The organism is Shewanella sp. SP1S2-4, from assembly GCF_031932075.1.
GTDB classification, from domain to species: domain Bacteria; phylum Pseudomonadota; class Gammaproteobacteria; order Enterobacterales; family Shewanellaceae; genus Shewanella; species Shewanella baltica.
In genome coordinates, this window is record NZ_JAUOET010000003.1 from 345,793 (window position 1) to 362,522 (window position 16,730).

Below are 16,730 nucleotides of genomic sequence, written 5' to 3' on the forward strand. Positions count from 1 at the left end.
ACTACTCACCTGCTGCGTTGGTGGTTGTGCCAGATGGTTCAGTGCTTTCCGTTTCAGCGCTAGGCGTTTCAGTGTTTTGGGTAGCCGTTTCGTTTTCACCAGGCACTGTGACTTTTACTGCCTGAATCGCACTAATTAAGTCAGTTTTATTCATCGAGTTAACACCCGTGATCGCCAAGTCTTTTGCCAGTTCTTTCAGCTCTTTTACTGACAGTTCACCCAAGACTTTCTCTTCACCATTGGGCTCTTTCACACCAGTGAGTGTGCCTGTGATATCTGTGCCTAATGTCTGATCACCGTCTGGAATGTCCACACTCCCCGACGCTGGTGCCATATCACGCACGGATACTTTAAGGCGCTGATCAGCTTCAAATGCTGCAACTTGCTCATCCGACAGCTCGGCCAGCGGTATAAGGTTTTCGCCTTTGGTAAGCGCCATGCCCGCACGGCGATAGCCAGTGTGCGCAAGACAGATAACCAACAGGACTTGAATGTTCTTAGAAGGATTCGCCATTTCATTGTTACCTCACTCGATGTTGGGGTGCAGGCGCATCCTTGTGCCTGCGATTCGCTACTCAAACTTAAGGGGTGAACACCTAAAGTTGCGGCACCACAAGGATCTCGAACTTGCCTTTCAGTTCGTTATCCACGGTCACGCCACCTTCATCAATGCGCTCACGGGTCATTAACTTGAGTGCGACGTCTTCAAGAGAAGCTGGGATCACCAACAAATTGGGGCGAATCTTGAGTTTCTTACCGCCGTCGCTGGTAAAAGCTTGCATGGCTTTGTAAGCGCCCCATAGGTTGGTGGCATTGAGAGTACGCTTGTTGGCGAAGGCCATCTGCCAGAAGCCAAAGCCCGCCTCACAGCGCATATCGGTGCCGAACTGGAACTCGTTATTGGTCCAAACTGCAGGGTCGGTTGGATTAAACAGGGTGTTTAAATCCAGCTTGCGACGCTCTTGGAAGATGAGTGGCTTTAATGGGCGCGTGGTATCGAGCAAAAACCAAGGTTCCCCCGTATAAGCGCCATCAACCACAATGTTGGCCACCGATACGTCAGCACCCGTACCATCGTGCTTCTCGTTAACGGGATGGTCAGTGTCAAAAAAGTTCTGCCCGTCATAACACAAAGTGCCAAAGCCTTCAGCTAATAGCTCGAACACCAAGTCGTCGGGAAACTCTTCACCTTCCTGTGCCAATGCTTGCACCATAGGTTTGTAAATCCCTAAAGTGTCATCTTCCACATCATCACGACTAATACCTATGGTGGTTTCAAAGGTACGGTTAGTGATTGAATAACCATGCTCTTTGATGGAGTTGATCACCCGCGCACCAATCCATTCGCGCATGGTCGGCATTGAACCTAACCAGCCGTAGGTATTGGACTTAGTATTGCTTGGCACGACTGAGGCAATTTTTAAATACAGTGGCTCAGTCTTAGCTAAAGCATTTTGAAACTCGCTACGCACCATAGTGCGCAGGGCTTGTAATACTGGGGCGTTAATAGCTGCCATTATTTGTGCTCCTGATCAGCGGCGATAGCTTTAGCAAAGTCAGCTTGTGACATGCCCCAAGAATCGGCCATTTTGATTTGGTCGGCAGTCAGTGCCGCGAGTTTGGTTTCCTTGTCCTTGATAGGATCGGGAACTGTGGTGGTTTGCTTGGCCGTTAATGCGGCAATAGCCACACGCTCACCCAAGTTGGCAGTCAGTGCCACCATGGATTGCTGGCCTAACTTGGTTAGGTAATCACGTTCACACTCAAAGGCTTTGCCTTCGTCTATCGCCGCCTTCACGGTTTGCTCAACGGTAAGCACGCCGTTTTCAGCAGTTAGCGCCACCAGCTGCGCGCGCAGTGCAGCGACCGTGGCCGCTGGAACGTATTGGCTTAGATCAACCGAGGGCGATGTAGCACTCAGCGCGGTAAGCTGTTGCTTTAAGCCATCAACGCTATTTGCTGCTGTGGTTAGCGTATTAAGTGCAGATAGCGCCGCGACCTCTTGCTCAGCGGTTAAAGCTGTCACGTCATCTGGAATTTCAACGCCCAAGGCGGCTAAAATTTTTCTCAGTAATGGGTTCACATGGAGTTCCTCCGTGTCGGTAGATTGGATAGGTTCGTATGGATTGAGGCTTGTATTAAGAGCAGCCAGTGCAGCCAACGATGCGAGTGGCAACATGCCATCGACACCAGGGCGGTTAGTTAACGCGGCTGAGTGGATAAATTGCGGGCGGCCAGTGCTGGTGTCGTAACCGAACACTAGGCTGAAGTACTTGTATTCTTTGGCAGTGAGATAAGCGATGGCGTTATCGGTAAAGCGCGGCTTAATAAACAAGCCCTGCCCCTGTCGATATTGCACGTCATCGATGTTGAACCAACCCGCAGCGGGTGCAGGCTGGCCATTCTTCTCTTTGTTGAGGGTTTGGTGTTCGTAGTCAATAACCAGATCACCGGCTTTATGGGGGGTGTTTGCTCGCAGGGCCGCGAACGCAACGCTATCCATCAACCACTTGCCACCAGCTACATCATCAGGGCGACCATCGACGGCAGCAAAGTGGCCATCAGGCAGCGCCTGAATGTAGCCATCTTCACCAACCACAAAGGTTGCTTCTGGATTGACGTTTAACTGGCTGCTTAAGGCGGCAAAGCCCAAAGCGGTGGTGGTTGCAGACATAAAAAAGGCACTCTCAATAACATTGGAGTACCTATAATGATCTCACTTGAATCGCTAGCGGATTGGAAAGGTTTCGGGATTATTTTATGTATGGTTTTAGGTAACGCGAGAACACCCAACCAGTACGGTATTGTTGAGATTCACTATCAAAATATTCAATAAATGACCAACTTCTAGACTCGTCCCGTTCTATAACAAAGACGCCTTGACCAAGCTGTAGCGAATCTATAGCAAAAGAACTACGGCGGCCTTCGGCGCGAACATATAGCATATTCGCATCTACATATTTGCAGACTCTAAGATTTTCCAAACATAAGTCCTTCTTGGCATTAGTAACAACTTCCTTCTGAGATGCCGATGTAGGATTATTTAGATACGGAAGTACATTATGAGCCTTGGCTAAATCGTAGACATAATTTTGTCCCATGTTGCCTAAAACCTGCAACATGTAAAACAGAACAATCACTAGTAGACTCTTAGGGTCTTTTAGTAAAGAGTCCCAGAATCTCGTACTCGGTTCCGCCTGAGCTGCTTTTAAGGTATCCGAAAACTCACTTAGGTCTGACTCGCTTAGAGGGGATATATCGGAAATATTCTGAGCCGCCTCCTCCAGTAAAGCTAAATGTTCGCTATTTAGCGCAGGTAGCTTGGGGAGAATTAAATCTAAATTATCTGTTAGAAACTTAGAGAAAAACACACCAGAGGTAGTGCTTCCTAATTGAGTAAGTAATGGGCTTATTTGAGGATACAACTTTGTCATACCATCCAATAGCGTTCTTTGAGGCGCTAACATTCGAGCAAGAAAACTGGGTGATTGTGATTGCGTAAATGCTGTTCCTGCAGTGGCCAAGTTTAATGTTGGCTGAAGGGCTTTTATAGGGGTTGTTAAATTATCAATATCTTTCAACATTTGAGATATTGCATTAGGTAATTCAAAAGCCTTTTGTATTTCTCTAATTTTATTCTGCGTACTATAAAAACGAGCCAATTTAGCATTGACCTCATCAAATTTTGCTAAAGGGTTATCAAAGCCTTTGGTCATTACCTTATTGATTGTCATCCTTAACACCTCATCTATTTAAGTAATACTACGGCTATCGAAATCAACACTATCCAAATATCTGCGCCAGCACCTTCTGATTCAGGCTGGGTAGTTCCACCACCTGTTGCTTGTTCGGTAAAGTGCTTTAGTAATGGAGGCTCTACACCATCACCATTAACCCAACTGCTTAAGCCTAAGCTAAAGTGACTACCTCCACTCGGTACCAATTTATTAATCAAGTTCATGCAACCTCCTGTAATGTTGTCCTTGTTGGGTTAATGAGTGCGAGCATAACCCAGTTTAAAATCCGTTTAAATCCTTGTTAAAGCGTTTAAATGATTTTGCGATAAGCCGTTGTACCAAATTGAGAACCAAGCCGCTTAAAATTCGTTTTAGCGCTTTGCGATAAAAGCACCTTCCCCTTAGAATGGAGCCCTTACTTTTACATCCAAGGACGGCGTATGACCACCAATCCCACTGCAAGACAAAAAGACCAATCTTCACTTGTAGAGCAATCTAGAATGCTTGCTGATTGGCATTTTAGACTTGTTTGTTTTGTTGCTCTACTCGCTTTACTTTTAATAGGCCTTTACTTCCTAAATTTTCATTCAGGTGTACCTGATCAAGAAAAGTTCGGCCAGTTTGGAGATTACTTAGGCGGAGTATTAAATCCAATATTAGGGTTTGCTACTGTGATACTTCTTGTACACTCACTGAAAATTCAATCCAAGGAATTATCTTTAACCCGAGATGAATTGGCTAGAAGTAGTGATGCAATGCAAAGGCAGGTTAACCATCTAGAACAAGAAGCTAAATTAAATGAGTTAATGAGAGTAATTACAGATATAAGGGCTCAGTTTAGAACTCAAATCACTTCAAAAGTGAAAATTACCGATGATTTTTTCCACATTTTCTGGCAAGCACATAAACATAAATTTTCTGAGAGCAAACAAGTTTATGAACTCACTATTTATAATTTACTTTATGAAGATTCAACGTCATCTATACAAGATATAGAGGAAGCAAAAGTCTACATAAAAAATCTTTACGAATACTCCTTAAAACAAAAACAACAATGTAGTTGGAGCAATATTGAAACACTGTTAGTCAACTTTTCAATAGTTGCCAAAAAATATTATTCTTCCTCAGAAAACAAAGAAACGGCAATGATATACCTAAATGAGGCAAAGTCGATGCTACAGCCATTCCAGAATATCTTTTGGACAGAAGATATAGCTAAACAGCTTGCAATAATCAATATAGAGTTAGCTGAAACGAATAATCACCTGCAGAAGTAAGCTTTACAGCTTAATTTTGGTTAGCGGATTTAGTTTTGACACAATGGCACTCTCAATAACATTGGAGTGCCCATCATGGTCGAGTGGACTAACTAGCCGATTGGAAAGATTTCGTAATTAATCTAAGCATTCAATAGTATCAGGGAAATCGTTAAAACTAGGATAGGTTTCCTTAATAACAGCAGAAATAAGCTCTACATACATATATTGATATTCATTTTTATAGAGTTGGAATTCCTTGACCCATTCTCTATATTCATTGATATATTTAATCACGGTCGACTCTTTAGCGACATCAAATACTGAGCAAATTTCAACAAATGAGTGACCATTACGATACAAAAAGTCTGCGTAGCCTTGCTTCGCTAGCTTTCTAGCATGATTGTAAGTTGCATTTTTTTGGGCTTATTGTAACTTAAAACCTTCCTGATGCTTATCAATAAATTCAGAACAAACTTCAGAGCTAGATATTAAATTTTTTGGCAGATCTACACCTAATGTAGTTGCTATCAATTCAGCATATTCGAATTGCTTAGTTGAACATGGTCTATCGTCATAAGGTAAAGCAGATCTCAATAAATCATAAAATTCAGAGGCAAAACCTTCTGAATTACTAATTGCTGCATCGGTTAGTTCATCCAGTCTATTTAGCACATCATCATCTAATTCAACCTCTAACTCAGTATCCATTATAGAGAGTGTTGTTTTAGATTTCTTAACAGGTAGTCTCGCTTTTAAAAGACTATTCAAACCATAAGAAATGTCGATTTTTTTCCCAGCTACGGCATTAATCATAACATCCGGCAGGGGGATGCTCAGCGTCCCCATATCCGAACGTAGCACCGCAAAACTTACATTTTTATCTTCCACAATATCTCCATACGACAATCAATTTTTAAATTTTATATACAAAAAATACATGACCCCAAAAACATAAATGTAATACCAAGATACTCAAGACCATACGATGAACTTTTTGTTAATTCCGGATCATCAAGCAGTTGTGAGTTATCTGATGCAATATTTAGAGTTGTTTGGGGTTTCTGTATAGCAAGAGTATTATCATAAACTACCAACCTAACCCAGCATAACCCAGTTTAAAACCCGTTTAAATCCTTGTTAAAGCGTTTAAGTGGTTTTTAGATAAGCCGTTACACCAAGTTGAGAGTTAAGGCGCTTAAATCACGTTTGAGAGCTTTACGCTTCGGAGCTTGTCACCTTAGAATACTGTCATTACTTTTAAAGCATGGACGCCACATGACCACCAATCCTCATAAGCTACCTCAAGCCGATCAGACTCTAGTTTCTAATGCTGAGAAGTCGTTTAAATGGCTCATCATTCTACTGGCCACGATCGCGGGTTGTTTACTACTCCTTTACTTTTCAATTTTCCATGGAGGTGTCGGAGATAAAGGCGACTTTGGTGCTTTTGGAGATTATTTTGGAGGCGTGCTAAACCCTATACTTGGTTTTGGTACTGTTAGCCTACTAGTATGGTCATTAAAGTATCAGATGGATGAGCTAGCGCTTTCACGGCAGGAACTTGCCCTGACTCGCCAAGAACTTGCAGAAACCAAAGAAGAGACGGCTCTAAGCCGAAAAGCTATGGTGGAACAAGTAAACCATATCAAAAATGAAGCAAAGCTAAATGAGTTAACGCGACTATTAGAGCGCTCACAAAAAAAATATGAAGTGATTATAGGGCAACCATTTCCAATAAAATCAATTCCAACAAGCCCCACTTCGACGCGCAGACTTGATGATACGTACAGTTCATTTCTTCATATCACATTGGTAAATATTGACCCAATCTACAATCCACAATTTGCAAACGCTGTTAGTAAAAACCAAGATGTAACAAGCCATTTAAATAGAATAAGACGTGAGACTATACTCATTTCTGACTTAGCACTTAAATACTATTCCATAAATGAAAGTACCGAGTTTGCAAGAGCCTATTTGTTCGACTCTTTCGATATGCTGCAAGCAGTTGAACGAATTTATCCAAATGAGATCACACAGGACAGACTTTCAACTATTGCCTCCTTGATGGGGGAATACTTGGATGTAGCCAAAGTCCCAAGTGCCACAGAATCTTAAGACCACAATAAATACCCACCTAAGATCCCTAACATAGACTGCTCATTCTCACGGCTTACGCCGAGGTATGGTCGTGCCGGAATACCCGCTGGGCCTGCGGGCATATCGTCGGTGCCACCAAACTGGTGAATAGCGGCATAGATTTTATTGCTACCAATGGCCGCCCAAAAGTCGCCGCTGTCGGCAGCTACGCTGGCAGCTAGCCCGCCAGCACTGGCTTGTAATATCTTACCGCCCTGGCGTTTAGGGTTTGTCTTAAGGTAGGCATCACTTAAGGATGCCCAAGCTTGGCCTGTCGTGGGATCGGCCTCTGCTTCAAACGCTGATTCGGTGGCCGATTCGAGCACGGCAGCAATATCGTTCATCGGCTCGCTTAAGTCGTCGAGCTTATTCATCAAGCTTGTCAGCACCTGTATGACAGTGTCATTGCTGAGGGTGATATCAATCTTACTCATAGCGCTAACCCTTTAACTTGCCTTCAAGCACTTGGTATTGGGCTTGCTGCAGATCTGCTAGTGATAACTTAAGCACTTCCACTTGGCCCTCATTAGGTGTGCGCTGTAATGGCCAATGGCTCGCGATAAGTAATTTGCTCGCTCGTTCATCATCAGCTTGCCCTTCAATTGGATACACATAGAGCAAGGTTTGATTATCGTTATCCCATAGAACGGCCTCAGGCTTAGCCAGCATCAGCGGTAATTGCTGCAACTGGTTAGGCGTCACCGAGGCTTGCGCTGTGCTGAGTTGCCGCTCTTTTATAGCCAGCAATGCGCTAGGCTCGCGGCCTAAACGCGCCGTTACCGCAGCTTGAATTGATGGCGTCATAAAACCTAACGCCTGCTGACTTGAGCCTAGGCGCTTCTGCTGCTCTGGTTTGGCGAGTACTTCATCCGTCCACTTTGCAAACTGGGCGTGGCGCAGTGGGCTATTATTGAGTGCTTGAATAAACTGCGCGCGGGTATCGAGGGATTGAATAGTGCCAAGCTTTTTGGCCACCGCTACGTCGGTACCAAAGGCGGCTTCGCCTGGACTATAGGCCCAGCCTAAATCGGGGCTCATGCTGCTGCCATCGGGCAGATCGATACGCGCATGGGGCACGGTTAACACTTCACCCGTTCCGCGCGCGACTGTCTCAGTGTCAAAGCGCTGGATATAACCTTCGCCATTTTCCACAGTGATCCCCATCGCCTTAATCTGCGCTTCAGTTAACGCCCGAACGCGGCAACGACAGCCCCAACCATTGGGGGGATAGATGATGTCCCATATTGGATCGTCAAAGCGGAACACTTTACCCCTAAGCCGCGCATGTGCTGGGCGTGTCTGGCCGTCATCTATCGCCACATACTGCCAATAGGGGTGAGTTTTAGTGCGCGACAACATGCGCCGATAGCGACCAGCCATGTAAGCCGTTTGCAAGTTTTGACGATAGATGGTGTTTAAGCGGTAGGGACTCCCCAGCTGTACCTCGCGGCCATCGACTTCCTTTTTACCCCACCATCCGAGCTTTTCAAGCTGCGGTTTAAGGTTTGCCTGAAACTGCTTAGCGGTTAACCCTTGGCTTAGGGCTGCATCCACTTCATTACGGATCGCCGTGAGCACATCCATCTGTGCTGCCTTGGCCACAGTAAAGGCACGGGCGTGGGCGCGGGTCCACACGTCTTGCCAATCGTCACTGATGGCAAAACCCTTGGCACGGAAATAGGCCACCGCATCGGCGGGGGCTTGGTTAATGGCAATGCTTAAATCAACGGTTTTAGGCACTCTTTGTTTAGGCATTGGCGATACCCCATAGTTCGGCCACAAACATTAACCGCGCTAAGGTTTCGGTAAGCTGCTCGGTATCCATGGCGGGATAGTCCTGTTCCAGCTGGGCGCGCAGTTGCTCCGGCTCGCTCTGCAGTTGTGCCAGTAATGGCTCAACCATCGCCATATAGGCTTCGCTCATTTGCCCTTGAGTGAGTGCATCCAAGGCTTTATCTAAGGCGGTTTGGCTCGGTTCACTCAACGGGGCATCTGACTGCTTAGCCGCCCCCTCTGTCGCAGAGAGTGCGGCCAATGCTGTCTGCTGATTGTCATTACCGCCTGCAGCGCTGGCATTGGGGTCTTCTTGCTGGATCACCAGCACGGCTTCGCCATTAGCGGGCTTAGGGATACGGGTCTTTTCATGCAGCCAGTTTTGTGGGATCTGCATGCCCATGCTGACGAACGCCCGCAGCGGATACGCTAAGGCGCGTAAATCTTCGGCCTCTGTGGTATCAAAGACTAAACGAGGATGACGACGTTGGCTTTGATAACTCTTGCAGTTAAGCGCATATAAAGGGGCCACTATGTCGCGGGTTAAGGTTTCGGCAATCAGGCTAAGGTCTGCATCGCGCAGCTCTTGGCGTACTTCGTTATGCACGTTACCGAGCGCATTAGTTGAGCTTTTACCGTCGGCTTGGCTGGTCAAGGTGCCGCCTAAAATCACCTTGCTCATGGTCTTTTCAGCCCAGCTAATCATCAAATCAAAGGGATCAGCTTGACCTGTGGCTGCACTCTCAAAATCCATCACCATGCCCTTGGGCATAATGCCACCCGCGTTATGGCCAATGCTCATCACTGCATTTAACAGGGCGCGCTTTTCCTCATCGTTGGCACCCGCAGGATACTGACCAATACGCAGCGGCAAACCGTAGATCTCAAGGAACTCGGCTAAGTCGCGCACACTGTAGTTTTTAAAAATGAACGGCCAGATTAACTGACGCACTAAACCACTGCGGCTGACATAGCCCGACTTGGCTGGATGAATATGTTTGATCCAACCAAAGGGCCACAGGTCAGCGCCATTGACCCTGGCATCACGCAGGCGCAGTTCGTTGCGCCGCTCAGGGTGAGTCATAAACCAAGACGGATCGCGATACTCTGGCACTTCAATAAACCATTCCCCAAGTTCTCGCGTCCAGGCTAACTCGTGCATGCTAAAGCCCTTGAGAATGGCATCACTCATTGACTTAATGAGCGTCTTTATCCAGTTACCTTCCTCAAGCATTTCTTGCAGATATTCAGTGTCGGCCTTTTCCTGTGGCGTCGGATTACGGGGTGGTACTAAGTAATAGTCCACGCCGATCAACGCCCGTTTGCGCTTGTCTAACTCGGCATAAAGGTGGCCGTCTTTCTCTTCGATATCTTCGGCCAGTTCACATTGAGCAATGAGATCGCCTTGCTCGGCGGCCTGCAAAATATTGGCTGCACTGGCGGGCGTCAAGCCGCTACTTGGGTGCTGGCTAAAGGTACGTTGCAAGCCAATTAAACGCACATCGTCGGTCTGCAGTGCTTTGGCTTCACGCTGCTTAAACGGCCGACCACTGGCGTCCAAAATACGTGATTCAGTTGTTTTTTCTTGCATTACCAGCAACCTCGCTGCGTTTGATGATCATCCTCATGGGCACTTGCATGGGCATTCGGATTGCGGTGATCACTTCTAGGAATGGGGGTGAACTCTATGGGTGCACCGTCTAAGGTGGAGGCGTATACCATCAAGAACAGGCTGATCGCGGCATCACCATGGCGTTCTTTTTCTTGGCCTGTCCGCACATCGCCAAGACATGGTGTACCTCGACGGTTAATGCTTAAAGCCCGCAAGTCAGTACTGGTGTCGTCATCCCTTGGAATAGTTAACAGCCCATCTTCAAAGTGACTTTTAAAACGTGGCATTTGCTCGCGGTAAAAGGACTCAGACAGCATCACGCAGGCGATCACTTCACTGCCGTATTTATCTTGGGCGTACTCCGCTAACGCTTGACCATTACCGCGCGCATCCATCGCGCCGCCCCTTAACCGTGGCAAGCGGTCCACAATGTAAAACAGGATCTGCTCTTGCTGGCGAAAGGGAATGTTTTTAAGCTCGACCTGTAACTTGATTTTGATGTGGAGATCTTGGGCGATTTCCCCCACGTCAATCACAGTTAAGTCACCACTACGGGCAAAGTCTTCACCAAAGCAATGGGGGCGTGCAGGGTCTAAGCTATCGAGAACCGGCTTTAGTTCATCCTCACACCACTTAAGGATCTCCGCCGCCCGCAAACCCTCTGGCCACTGTCCAAAAGCGTCGTCTTTTTTAAGGCGAACAACGGGGCCGCTATCTGTCACGCTGGCCATGCGGGCTTCGATTAACGCGCGGTTAAGATAGGCACCACCGCCCGATTTAGGCACGCAGAAGTATTCTTCTAATGCGTCCTCTTCGGTAGCTGTGGCTTTGAGTAATTTTGCTTTCCAGTCATCCTCGGCCGCTTGGCTCCATTCGATGCCGCGCACTTGGCAAATACGCTTATACAGCCCCTCATTACAGGCATCATCTAAGGTGACGCGGTGAATGGAGTAATCTTTTTTACCCGCACGGGAATCATTAATCAGCTCATTGAACTGGTTATCAATGCCATTATGGGTGGAGATCAAGCGTACCTTCGCGCCCCACATGGTTAGCGCTAATGCCGCTTTTAGCACTTCGGCCAAGCGTTCGTGGAACGCGGCCTCATCAATGGTCACATTGCCTTGCATACCGCGTAGGTTTGAGGGATTACTCGATAGCGCCTGCACCTTAAAACCTGAGGCAAAGTAAATGGCAAAGGTCAGGATCTCTTTACCGTCTTGGCCTTCATCGACAAAGACTTCTTCTTGGATTTCACCTGCGGCCTTATCAAATACTTTGGCCCACATGGCCGCAGCGTCGATAAATTCCCGTGCCATCTCCTTGTTACTGCCCACATAAAAATGGTTAGTCCCCCCTTGGCCACGGGCAGCGCCTGCAGTTAAAGAAGCATCGGCAGCTTCGGCCCAAGTGAGTCCAGTTCGGCGCGACTTTTCGGCAATTTTCAGCGGTGACTCGTCGGCTATCCAGCGTTTCTGATAACCGAGTAGCACCTCTTTAGGATCAAAGCGACTTAGGCAACTTGCCTCGTACGTGGGATCAAAGCTGCTTGCCGTGGGCGTGATGGCTAGCGCTACCGCAGTCGCGGCTGCTAACACCTTTTTCTTAATGGTCATCAGGCAATCCCCAGTATTTCGCGCTTAAGCAAGGCCACGGCATCACTGGTTAAGCCTGCAGTTTTAGCTACCTTCTCGGCGGCATTAGCCGCTTCGGCCGCGAACGCAGTGCGGATCTCTTTCTCGCGCTTATGGCTGGCCATTGCAGCAGACTCCAAACGCTGCACCGCTAACATGGCGTCTTTAATCATGCCAACGTCGGCACCTTCGCCTGTTTCATCTTGGTTTAATAGGGCTTTAAACAGCTGCGAACGCGCCATTTCGAGGATGAGTTTAGTGACTTCACCTGTGGGTTTATCGCCCAGCTCTGCCGTCCACACTTGGGTGATCTCACGCATTTCGCGCAGGGATTTACCCACGGCCTCCATCTTGGTGGCGTAACGGTTGATGCCTGCACGGGAAAGCTGGTTTTCCTCAGGCAAGCCAGCGGCTTTAATCAGCGCATTGATTTCATCGAGCAAATCAATCTGCTGAATCGAACCATTACGCAGCCCCGCATCGAGCTTCTTGCGAATAGGATCAGGCAGTAAATCCACCTTAGAGCGGCGGCCTCGGGTTTCACTCGCCATGGCTACTCTCCCGCCCGTGGACGTTTAACCCCTGGCACTACCGCGCGGCCTGTCGCCACATCTTGGCCGCGACCTGTTAGCGTGGCCGTGGTCACTTTGCCCACTAACTCGGTTTTAATCAGCCCTTGCTCATTAAGCCAAGCCAGCTGCACCAGTAAGGCATCGCGGCTAATGTCGAGGCCGTAGGCATTTAAGCCATCTTGTAAGATGGACTCGTTGAGTGCGAAGGCTCCCGCCTCGGTCAGTAATCGAAGCACCACAAGGCGTTGGTGCTCATTGATAATTTGCTGCATCGCCATTAATGGCCTCCTTTCAGTTCGTTTTCGAGAAGCATGTCGGTCTTGGTTTCTAAGCGCCGAATGCCTTGTTCCATTGCGCCAAAACGCTCACCTAAACCTGTGAGGGTTTTATCAAGCGCATGCAGTTCGTCACGGGTCGGCATGTACTCCAATTGCATTTCAGTTTCGCTAAGGCGCTTGTCGATTTCAGCCACCTTTTGGATCACCTTTTCGTGCTCAATACGTGGGGTAAATCGCGTGCTAAACCACGCCATCAGCAGTGCACAGAAAACGCTAATGACGCTGCCAATGAAGCCCCAATACTTACCGAAATATTCAAATAGCGATTCGATCATAAACGCGTCCCATAGCGCTGCTTCTGGCGCTTATCTTCATCCTGTTGGCAACTAATACAGCGCAACTCGTTAAGCCGCTGTGGCTCATTTGGCTCTAAGCAATCAATACAGATGCCATTGCCTTGGCGATGCTGTTTGTGCTTGGCGGCATCCCTTACTGCATCAACGCAGGCAGCTCGCTCGCGGGTTTCCATATTGCTAGCCCAATCGGTTTCGTCCATGGGGTTCCTTATTTTGTTTGGTCTGTTTGATGGCGTAGCCGCCAATCGTGCAGGGCTTGCCAGTCGAGGTTGCATTGCCCAAGGTCAGTGAGTAGCGAGAGCATTAGCCCCGCTGACTCTTGATTGCTGAGCGGTGGGTTGCGAAGGCACACCTCCTGTTGGGTTTGCAGGCACTGCAAGACCTGTGGCGGTACCTGAGTGACGTTGCACTCGCGCATCAGTGCTTCTGGCGGCAACACATACGCGGTCTTGTAAGTGGGCACGTAACGCACAGCGGGCGGCATTGTCGTACACGCGCACAACATCGTTAGGCACACTAGCCACACGCCATGTTTGTGTTTGTTCATCCTGGGCGTCCTCAAGTAACTGGGTGAGTTGGTGGTTAAGGTCTTGATTACGGGTAGCTAACGCGGCCTTTTGCTGTTCGACGGTTTGCACCTGCAGGGCGAGGGTTTCGCCTTCGTCTTTTAGGGCAATGCGTTCAACGTTGGCGTCTTGCAGCCATACCGCTAGGGTGTCGGCGCTCTGTTGCAGGGCAGCATTGTCAGTTAACGCTTGGGTGAGTTGGCTATTAGTGCTCTGCTGTTGCTGGTACATCAGCCCAATGGTGACTAATGCCAGTGACAAAAATAGCCACTGCACAGTGCTAATGATTTGTGAGGGATTCATTGCGCGCCCCCCTTTGATTGCGAGAGGCCCAGTTCGCTTAGGCAAATGGTTTGCTCTTCGGCACGACGCTTGATGAGGCCATTTAGGCGCACCTTGTTACCGAATAGGTCGGTGCCATACGTCCAGCCATTACAGACGCGCTCACCCGTTTGCTTATTGGTTGAACAGGCTTGGGTTAGCTCCTTACAGGCACCCACACGATCCCCAGCTAACAGCTTTTTGCGCAGGGTTGAGCTGGCAAAGTTGCCGTATCCCGCCCAGTGCAAAAACGATAAATAGGCGGCGTGCTCGCTGTGGGTGAGAGTTACGGGCGCTGTGAGGCTAAGCAGCTGCTTATCTTCCTTGGCGATATCCTTGGCAAAGATCTCCATGCATTGCTGCTCGGTGAAGATTTGATCAAGCTTTAAGTCTTTGCTCGTATGGCCACGACAGGCTGTCAGAACGCCCACCGCATCGACATAGACGCTCAGGCTATTGCCTTCCCATTTATCGGTAAGCTGTGCGCCAGTTATGGCTGCCGAACTTAAGCCTGCGGCTAGTAAAATCGCCTTGAGTTTACTGTTCATTAGGCACCGCCATAGCTTGTGCCTTGCGTTGCTCGCGGGCTTTTAAAACATGGAGGTGAGTGACGGCATGCCAGCCTTGTTCAAAGTAGCTTTGACGGGTGAGACTGTGGCTATACAAGGGTACGGCGGCGGGCACATCGCCTGCTAACTCCGCCTTGATGCGGGCATTAAAACCGTCCTTAGCGCACTGGCGATAGACTCGGCTTTGAATGCGTTTGGGCTGCGCATTCGCAATCGGCATACTGTTAACGCCGCTGCGACTCTGGCATTTACGAGAAGTATTGTGGGTGACAAAGGCCATAAAAAAACCGAGACAGTGAACATGGGTTCATTGTCTCGGCTTAAGGGTTTGGAGCGGATTGGAAAGGTTTCGGGATTAGTTTTTAATAAATTTATAAAGTCGATGGTATTCTATGAACGGTTCCAACGACATAAGGCACTCATACTTATCACTTCCACTTAAATCGACAAGTTCCTTATAATCAATCTCACGCAACACAACATGGTGAGCAGTAAATAAATTTTTTAGCTGGTCTAGTGCAATCTTTGTTGCTGTAGTTTTTATCTCCTCATTAAGTTCAATTTCTAATCCATCAGTACGAATTGCACTAACCAAAGACCAAAATGGTTCAATCCTGTCATCTAATTCGCCAGCAAATGCAAAAGGTTTTTGAACTGCTATCTTCATAGAAAGTAGCATTTGCTTATAGATATTGAGCATGAATGGCCGCATCTGCTCCAAAGTTTGCTGAGCATTTTTGGTTGCTTCCCTTAACTTCAGCACATACCCACCTAATGAAAGCTCTGAAATCGATGGCAACAGATTAATGATTAAAGCAAAAAACCATACAGCCATATTCCAAGTAACAAAATCAGAGCTGGTGATAAACATCTTCTTCAACAGCCAGAATGAATAGCCCATCAATGCCACAACTATCACCAACGAGACGACCTTAAGCCAATGATGTGTAAAAAAAACGCTCACCCGCCTTAGAGCATTAGTCATAAAATACCTTTAATATTCTTGCAGTTACAAATCTAGAAACATGGATACAGTGACAGATGGACAATTACCTGTTAGCCCAACTTTAGGACTTACACTTTTGTATGAAAAATCTTCATTTAACTTAATATAGTTATCCCTCCATCCACAGAATCTCAGAACCCCATATTTATCTAATGTACTGTACTTAAAAAAACGAGATCTTTCCTTAGCGCGTTCGAATATCTCATCAAAACCTAAACACGTAATGAAAAGATAAGGTTCAGTCCCTTTATCCATCAAAACTATGTTATGCAGATCAACAATCGAATCACAATAAGCATACGGAATTTGTTTCGAGCCATCATATTTAAGATAAGACAAATACAATGTTGAAGGATTATCTAGCAGGTAGTTCAAGTCAATAATATGTCTTGGTTTTTCACACCCAACTAAGACAAAGACGAGCGAAAAAATCAGTCCTCGGGAAAATAACATATAGCTATATTATCCTTTTATTAAATACTGGTTATCACTCATTTTCGTCCCGTTATAGTTCAAAAAACATGTGCGATACTCACCACCTGCATATGCCCCATAGCTGTTTTTGGCATTGACCTTTATCTGTAGCACCCTGCGGGCACCACTATCATCCTGCAGCCAGTCGAAAAAATGACCTTCAACCTTTATAGAGTCAGGATCTTTAAAATCGCCAGCGCGTTTGAAGTAAGCAACGCATTGATCAATGAGGTCAGCTTCGTTAAGGGGAGCTGATGAGAGTTTTGCAGGAGGAGTAACACTTATAGACTGGGCATCTTCAGCGCAAGGAACTTGGCTGAATGTCTCCACTCCATCGACTGTGCATTTGTAAATTTCTGCATGAACGCTTGCACTACACATTAAAACAATACTTCCAAGTAATTTCCATTTCAGCATGTATCAACATCCTAACT

General features: G+C 47.1%; 21 protein-coding genes. 2 read left to right on the forward strand and 19 right to left on the reverse strand.

Annotated elements, in window-relative coordinates; genetic code table 11:
- Position 1 precedes the first annotated feature (1 nt).
- The 5 genes from Q4Q52_RS05660 to Q4Q52_RS05680 all read right to left on the reverse strand — a co-directional run bounded on the left by Q4Q52_RS05660 (position 2) and on the right by Q4Q52_RS05680 (position 3,961).
- Complete coding sequence (locus Q4Q52_RS05660) at positions 2 to 514, reverse strand: HI1506-related protein (RefSeq protein ID WP_311990046.1); 513 nt, start codon at positions 512 to 514, stop codon at positions 2 to 4.
- Positions 515 to 596: 82 nt separating this feature from the next.
- Complete coding sequence (locus Q4Q52_RS05665; RefSeq protein ID WP_311990047.1) at positions 597 to 1,517, reverse strand: Mu-like prophage major head subunit gpT family protein; 921 nt, start codon at positions 1,515 to 1,517, stop codon at positions 597 to 599.
- Entirely contained in the window at positions 1,517 to 2,674 is a 1,158-nt protein-coding gene (locus tag Q4Q52_RS05670) for a phage protease (protein ID WP_311990048.1), read from the reverse strand. The genes Q4Q52_RS05665 and Q4Q52_RS05670 overlap by 1 nt, the downstream gene beginning before the upstream one ends.
- A gap of 79 nt (positions 2,675 to 2,753) precedes the next feature.
- The gene (locus tag Q4Q52_RS05675; RefSeq protein WP_311990049.1) at positions 2,754 to 3,734 is read right to left on the reverse strand and encodes an SH3 domain-containing protein; all 981 of its coding nucleotides are present in this window, start codon (positions 3,732 to 3,734) and stop codon (positions 2,754 to 2,756) included.
- Between the two features lie 14 nt (positions 3,735 to 3,748).
- The gene (locus Q4Q52_RS05680) at positions 3,749 to 3,961 is read right to left on the reverse strand and encodes a hypothetical protein (RefSeq protein ID WP_311990050.1); all 213 of its coding nucleotides are present in this window, start codon (positions 3,959 to 3,961) and stop codon (positions 3,749 to 3,751) included.
- A gap of 216 nt (positions 3,962 to 4,177) precedes the next feature.
- Here Q4Q52_RS05680 and Q4Q52_RS05685 point away from each other — a divergent pair, with 216 nt between their 5' ends.
- Positions 4,178 to 5,014 (forward strand): hypothetical protein, encoded by an 837-nt coding sequence (locus tag Q4Q52_RS05685; protein WP_311990052.1) that lies wholly within the window; start codon positions 4,178 to 4,180, stop codon positions 5,012 to 5,014.
- A 405-nt stretch (positions 5,015 to 5,419) separates the two neighbouring features.
- Here the strand turns inward: Q4Q52_RS05685 and Q4Q52_RS05690 are convergent, their stop codons facing one another.
- Complete coding sequence (locus Q4Q52_RS05690; RefSeq protein WP_311990053.1) at positions 5,420 to 5,884, reverse strand: hypothetical protein; 465 nt, start codon at positions 5,882 to 5,884, stop codon at positions 5,420 to 5,422.
- Positions 5,885 to 6,271: 387 nt separating this feature from the next.
- Between Q4Q52_RS05690 and Q4Q52_RS05695 the strand changes: the two genes are divergently transcribed.
- On the forward strand, positions 6,272 to 7,114 hold the full coding sequence (locus Q4Q52_RS05695) for a hypothetical protein (protein WP_311990054.1): 843 nt from the start codon (positions 6,272 to 6,274) through the stop codon (positions 7,112 to 7,114).
- Here Q4Q52_RS05695 and Q4Q52_RS05700 read toward each other — a convergent pair.
- From Q4Q52_RS05700 to Q4Q52_RS05760, 13 genes are all read right to left on the reverse strand, one after another.
- The gene (locus Q4Q52_RS05700) at positions 7,111 to 7,569 is read right to left on the reverse strand and encodes a phage virion morphogenesis protein (protein ID WP_311990055.1); all 459 of its coding nucleotides are present in this window, start codon (positions 7,567 to 7,569) and stop codon (positions 7,111 to 7,113) included. The genes Q4Q52_RS05695 and Q4Q52_RS05700 overlap by 4 nt on opposite strands.
- 4 nt (positions 7,570 to 7,573) lie before the next feature.
- Positions 7,574 to 8,890 (reverse strand): phage minor head protein, encoded by a 1,317-nt coding sequence (locus Q4Q52_RS05705; protein WP_311990056.1) that lies wholly within the window; start codon positions 8,888 to 8,890, stop codon positions 7,574 to 7,576.
- Entirely contained in the window at positions 8,883 to 10,499 is a 1,617-nt protein-coding gene (locus Q4Q52_RS05710) for a DUF935 domain-containing protein (RefSeq protein ID WP_311990057.1), read from the reverse strand. The genes Q4Q52_RS05705 and Q4Q52_RS05710 overlap by 8 nt, the downstream gene beginning before the upstream one ends.
- Positions 10,499 to 12,136, reverse strand: coding sequence for a hypothetical protein (locus tag Q4Q52_RS05715; protein WP_311990058.1), 1,638 nt, complete (start codon positions 12,134 to 12,136; stop codon positions 10,499 to 10,501). Before Q4Q52_RS05715 ends, Q4Q52_RS05710 begins: the two co-directional genes overlap by 1 nt.
- Positions 12,136 to 12,705 carry a DUF3486 family protein gene (locus Q4Q52_RS05720; RefSeq protein ID WP_012089151.1) on the reverse strand — a complete coding sequence of 190 codons (570 nt, stop codon included), beginning with the start codon at positions 12,703 to 12,705 and terminating at the stop codon, positions 12,136 to 12,138. The genes Q4Q52_RS05715 and Q4Q52_RS05720 overlap by 1 nt, the downstream gene beginning before the upstream one ends.
- A gap of 2 nt (positions 12,706 to 12,707) precedes the next feature.
- The gene (locus Q4Q52_RS05725; protein ID WP_006087224.1) at positions 12,708 to 13,004 is read right to left on the reverse strand and encodes a hypothetical protein; all 297 of its coding nucleotides are present in this window, start codon (positions 13,002 to 13,004) and stop codon (positions 12,708 to 12,710) included.
- Positions 13,004 to 13,339 (reverse strand): DUF2730 domain-containing protein, encoded by a 336-nt coding sequence (locus tag Q4Q52_RS05730; RefSeq protein WP_076500542.1) that lies wholly within the window; start codon positions 13,337 to 13,339, stop codon positions 13,004 to 13,006. The genes Q4Q52_RS05725 and Q4Q52_RS05730 overlap by 1 nt, the downstream gene beginning before the upstream one ends.
- Positions 13,336 to 13,560, reverse strand: a complete 225-nt coding sequence (locus Q4Q52_RS05735) for a hypothetical protein (protein WP_076500544.1) — start codon at positions 13,558 to 13,560, stop codon at positions 13,336 to 13,338. The genes Q4Q52_RS05730 and Q4Q52_RS05735 overlap by 4 nt, the downstream gene beginning before the upstream one ends.
- An 84-nt stretch (positions 13,561 to 13,644) precedes the next feature.
- The gene (locus Q4Q52_RS05740) at positions 13,645 to 14,229 is read right to left on the reverse strand and encodes a hypothetical protein (protein ID WP_311990060.1); all 585 of its coding nucleotides are present in this window, start codon (positions 14,227 to 14,229) and stop codon (positions 13,645 to 13,647) included.
- Complete coding sequence (locus tag Q4Q52_RS05745) at positions 14,226 to 14,795, reverse strand: lysozyme (RefSeq protein WP_311990061.1); 570 nt, start codon at positions 14,793 to 14,795, stop codon at positions 14,226 to 14,228. The genes Q4Q52_RS05740 and Q4Q52_RS05745 overlap by 4 nt, the downstream gene beginning before the upstream one ends.
- Positions 14,785 to 15,096 carry a hypothetical protein gene (locus tag Q4Q52_RS05750; protein WP_311990062.1) on the reverse strand — a complete coding sequence of 104 codons (312 nt, stop codon included), beginning with the start codon at positions 15,094 to 15,096 and terminating at the stop codon, positions 14,785 to 14,787. Before Q4Q52_RS05750 ends, Q4Q52_RS05745 begins: the two co-directional genes overlap by 11 nt.
- A gap of 75 nt (positions 15,097 to 15,171) precedes the next feature.
- Positions 15,172 to 15,801: a hypothetical protein gene (locus Q4Q52_RS05755; RefSeq protein WP_311990063.1), complete on the reverse strand. Its 630-nt coding sequence runs from the start codon at positions 15,799 to 15,801 to the stop codon at positions 15,172 to 15,174.
- 483 nt (positions 15,802 to 16,284) lie between these two features.
- The gene (locus Q4Q52_RS05760) at positions 16,285 to 16,713 is read right to left on the reverse strand and encodes a DUF4124 domain-containing protein (protein WP_311990064.1); all 429 of its coding nucleotides are present in this window, start codon (positions 16,711 to 16,713) and stop codon (positions 16,285 to 16,287) included.
- Positions 16,714 to 16,730: the final 17 nt, after the last annotated feature.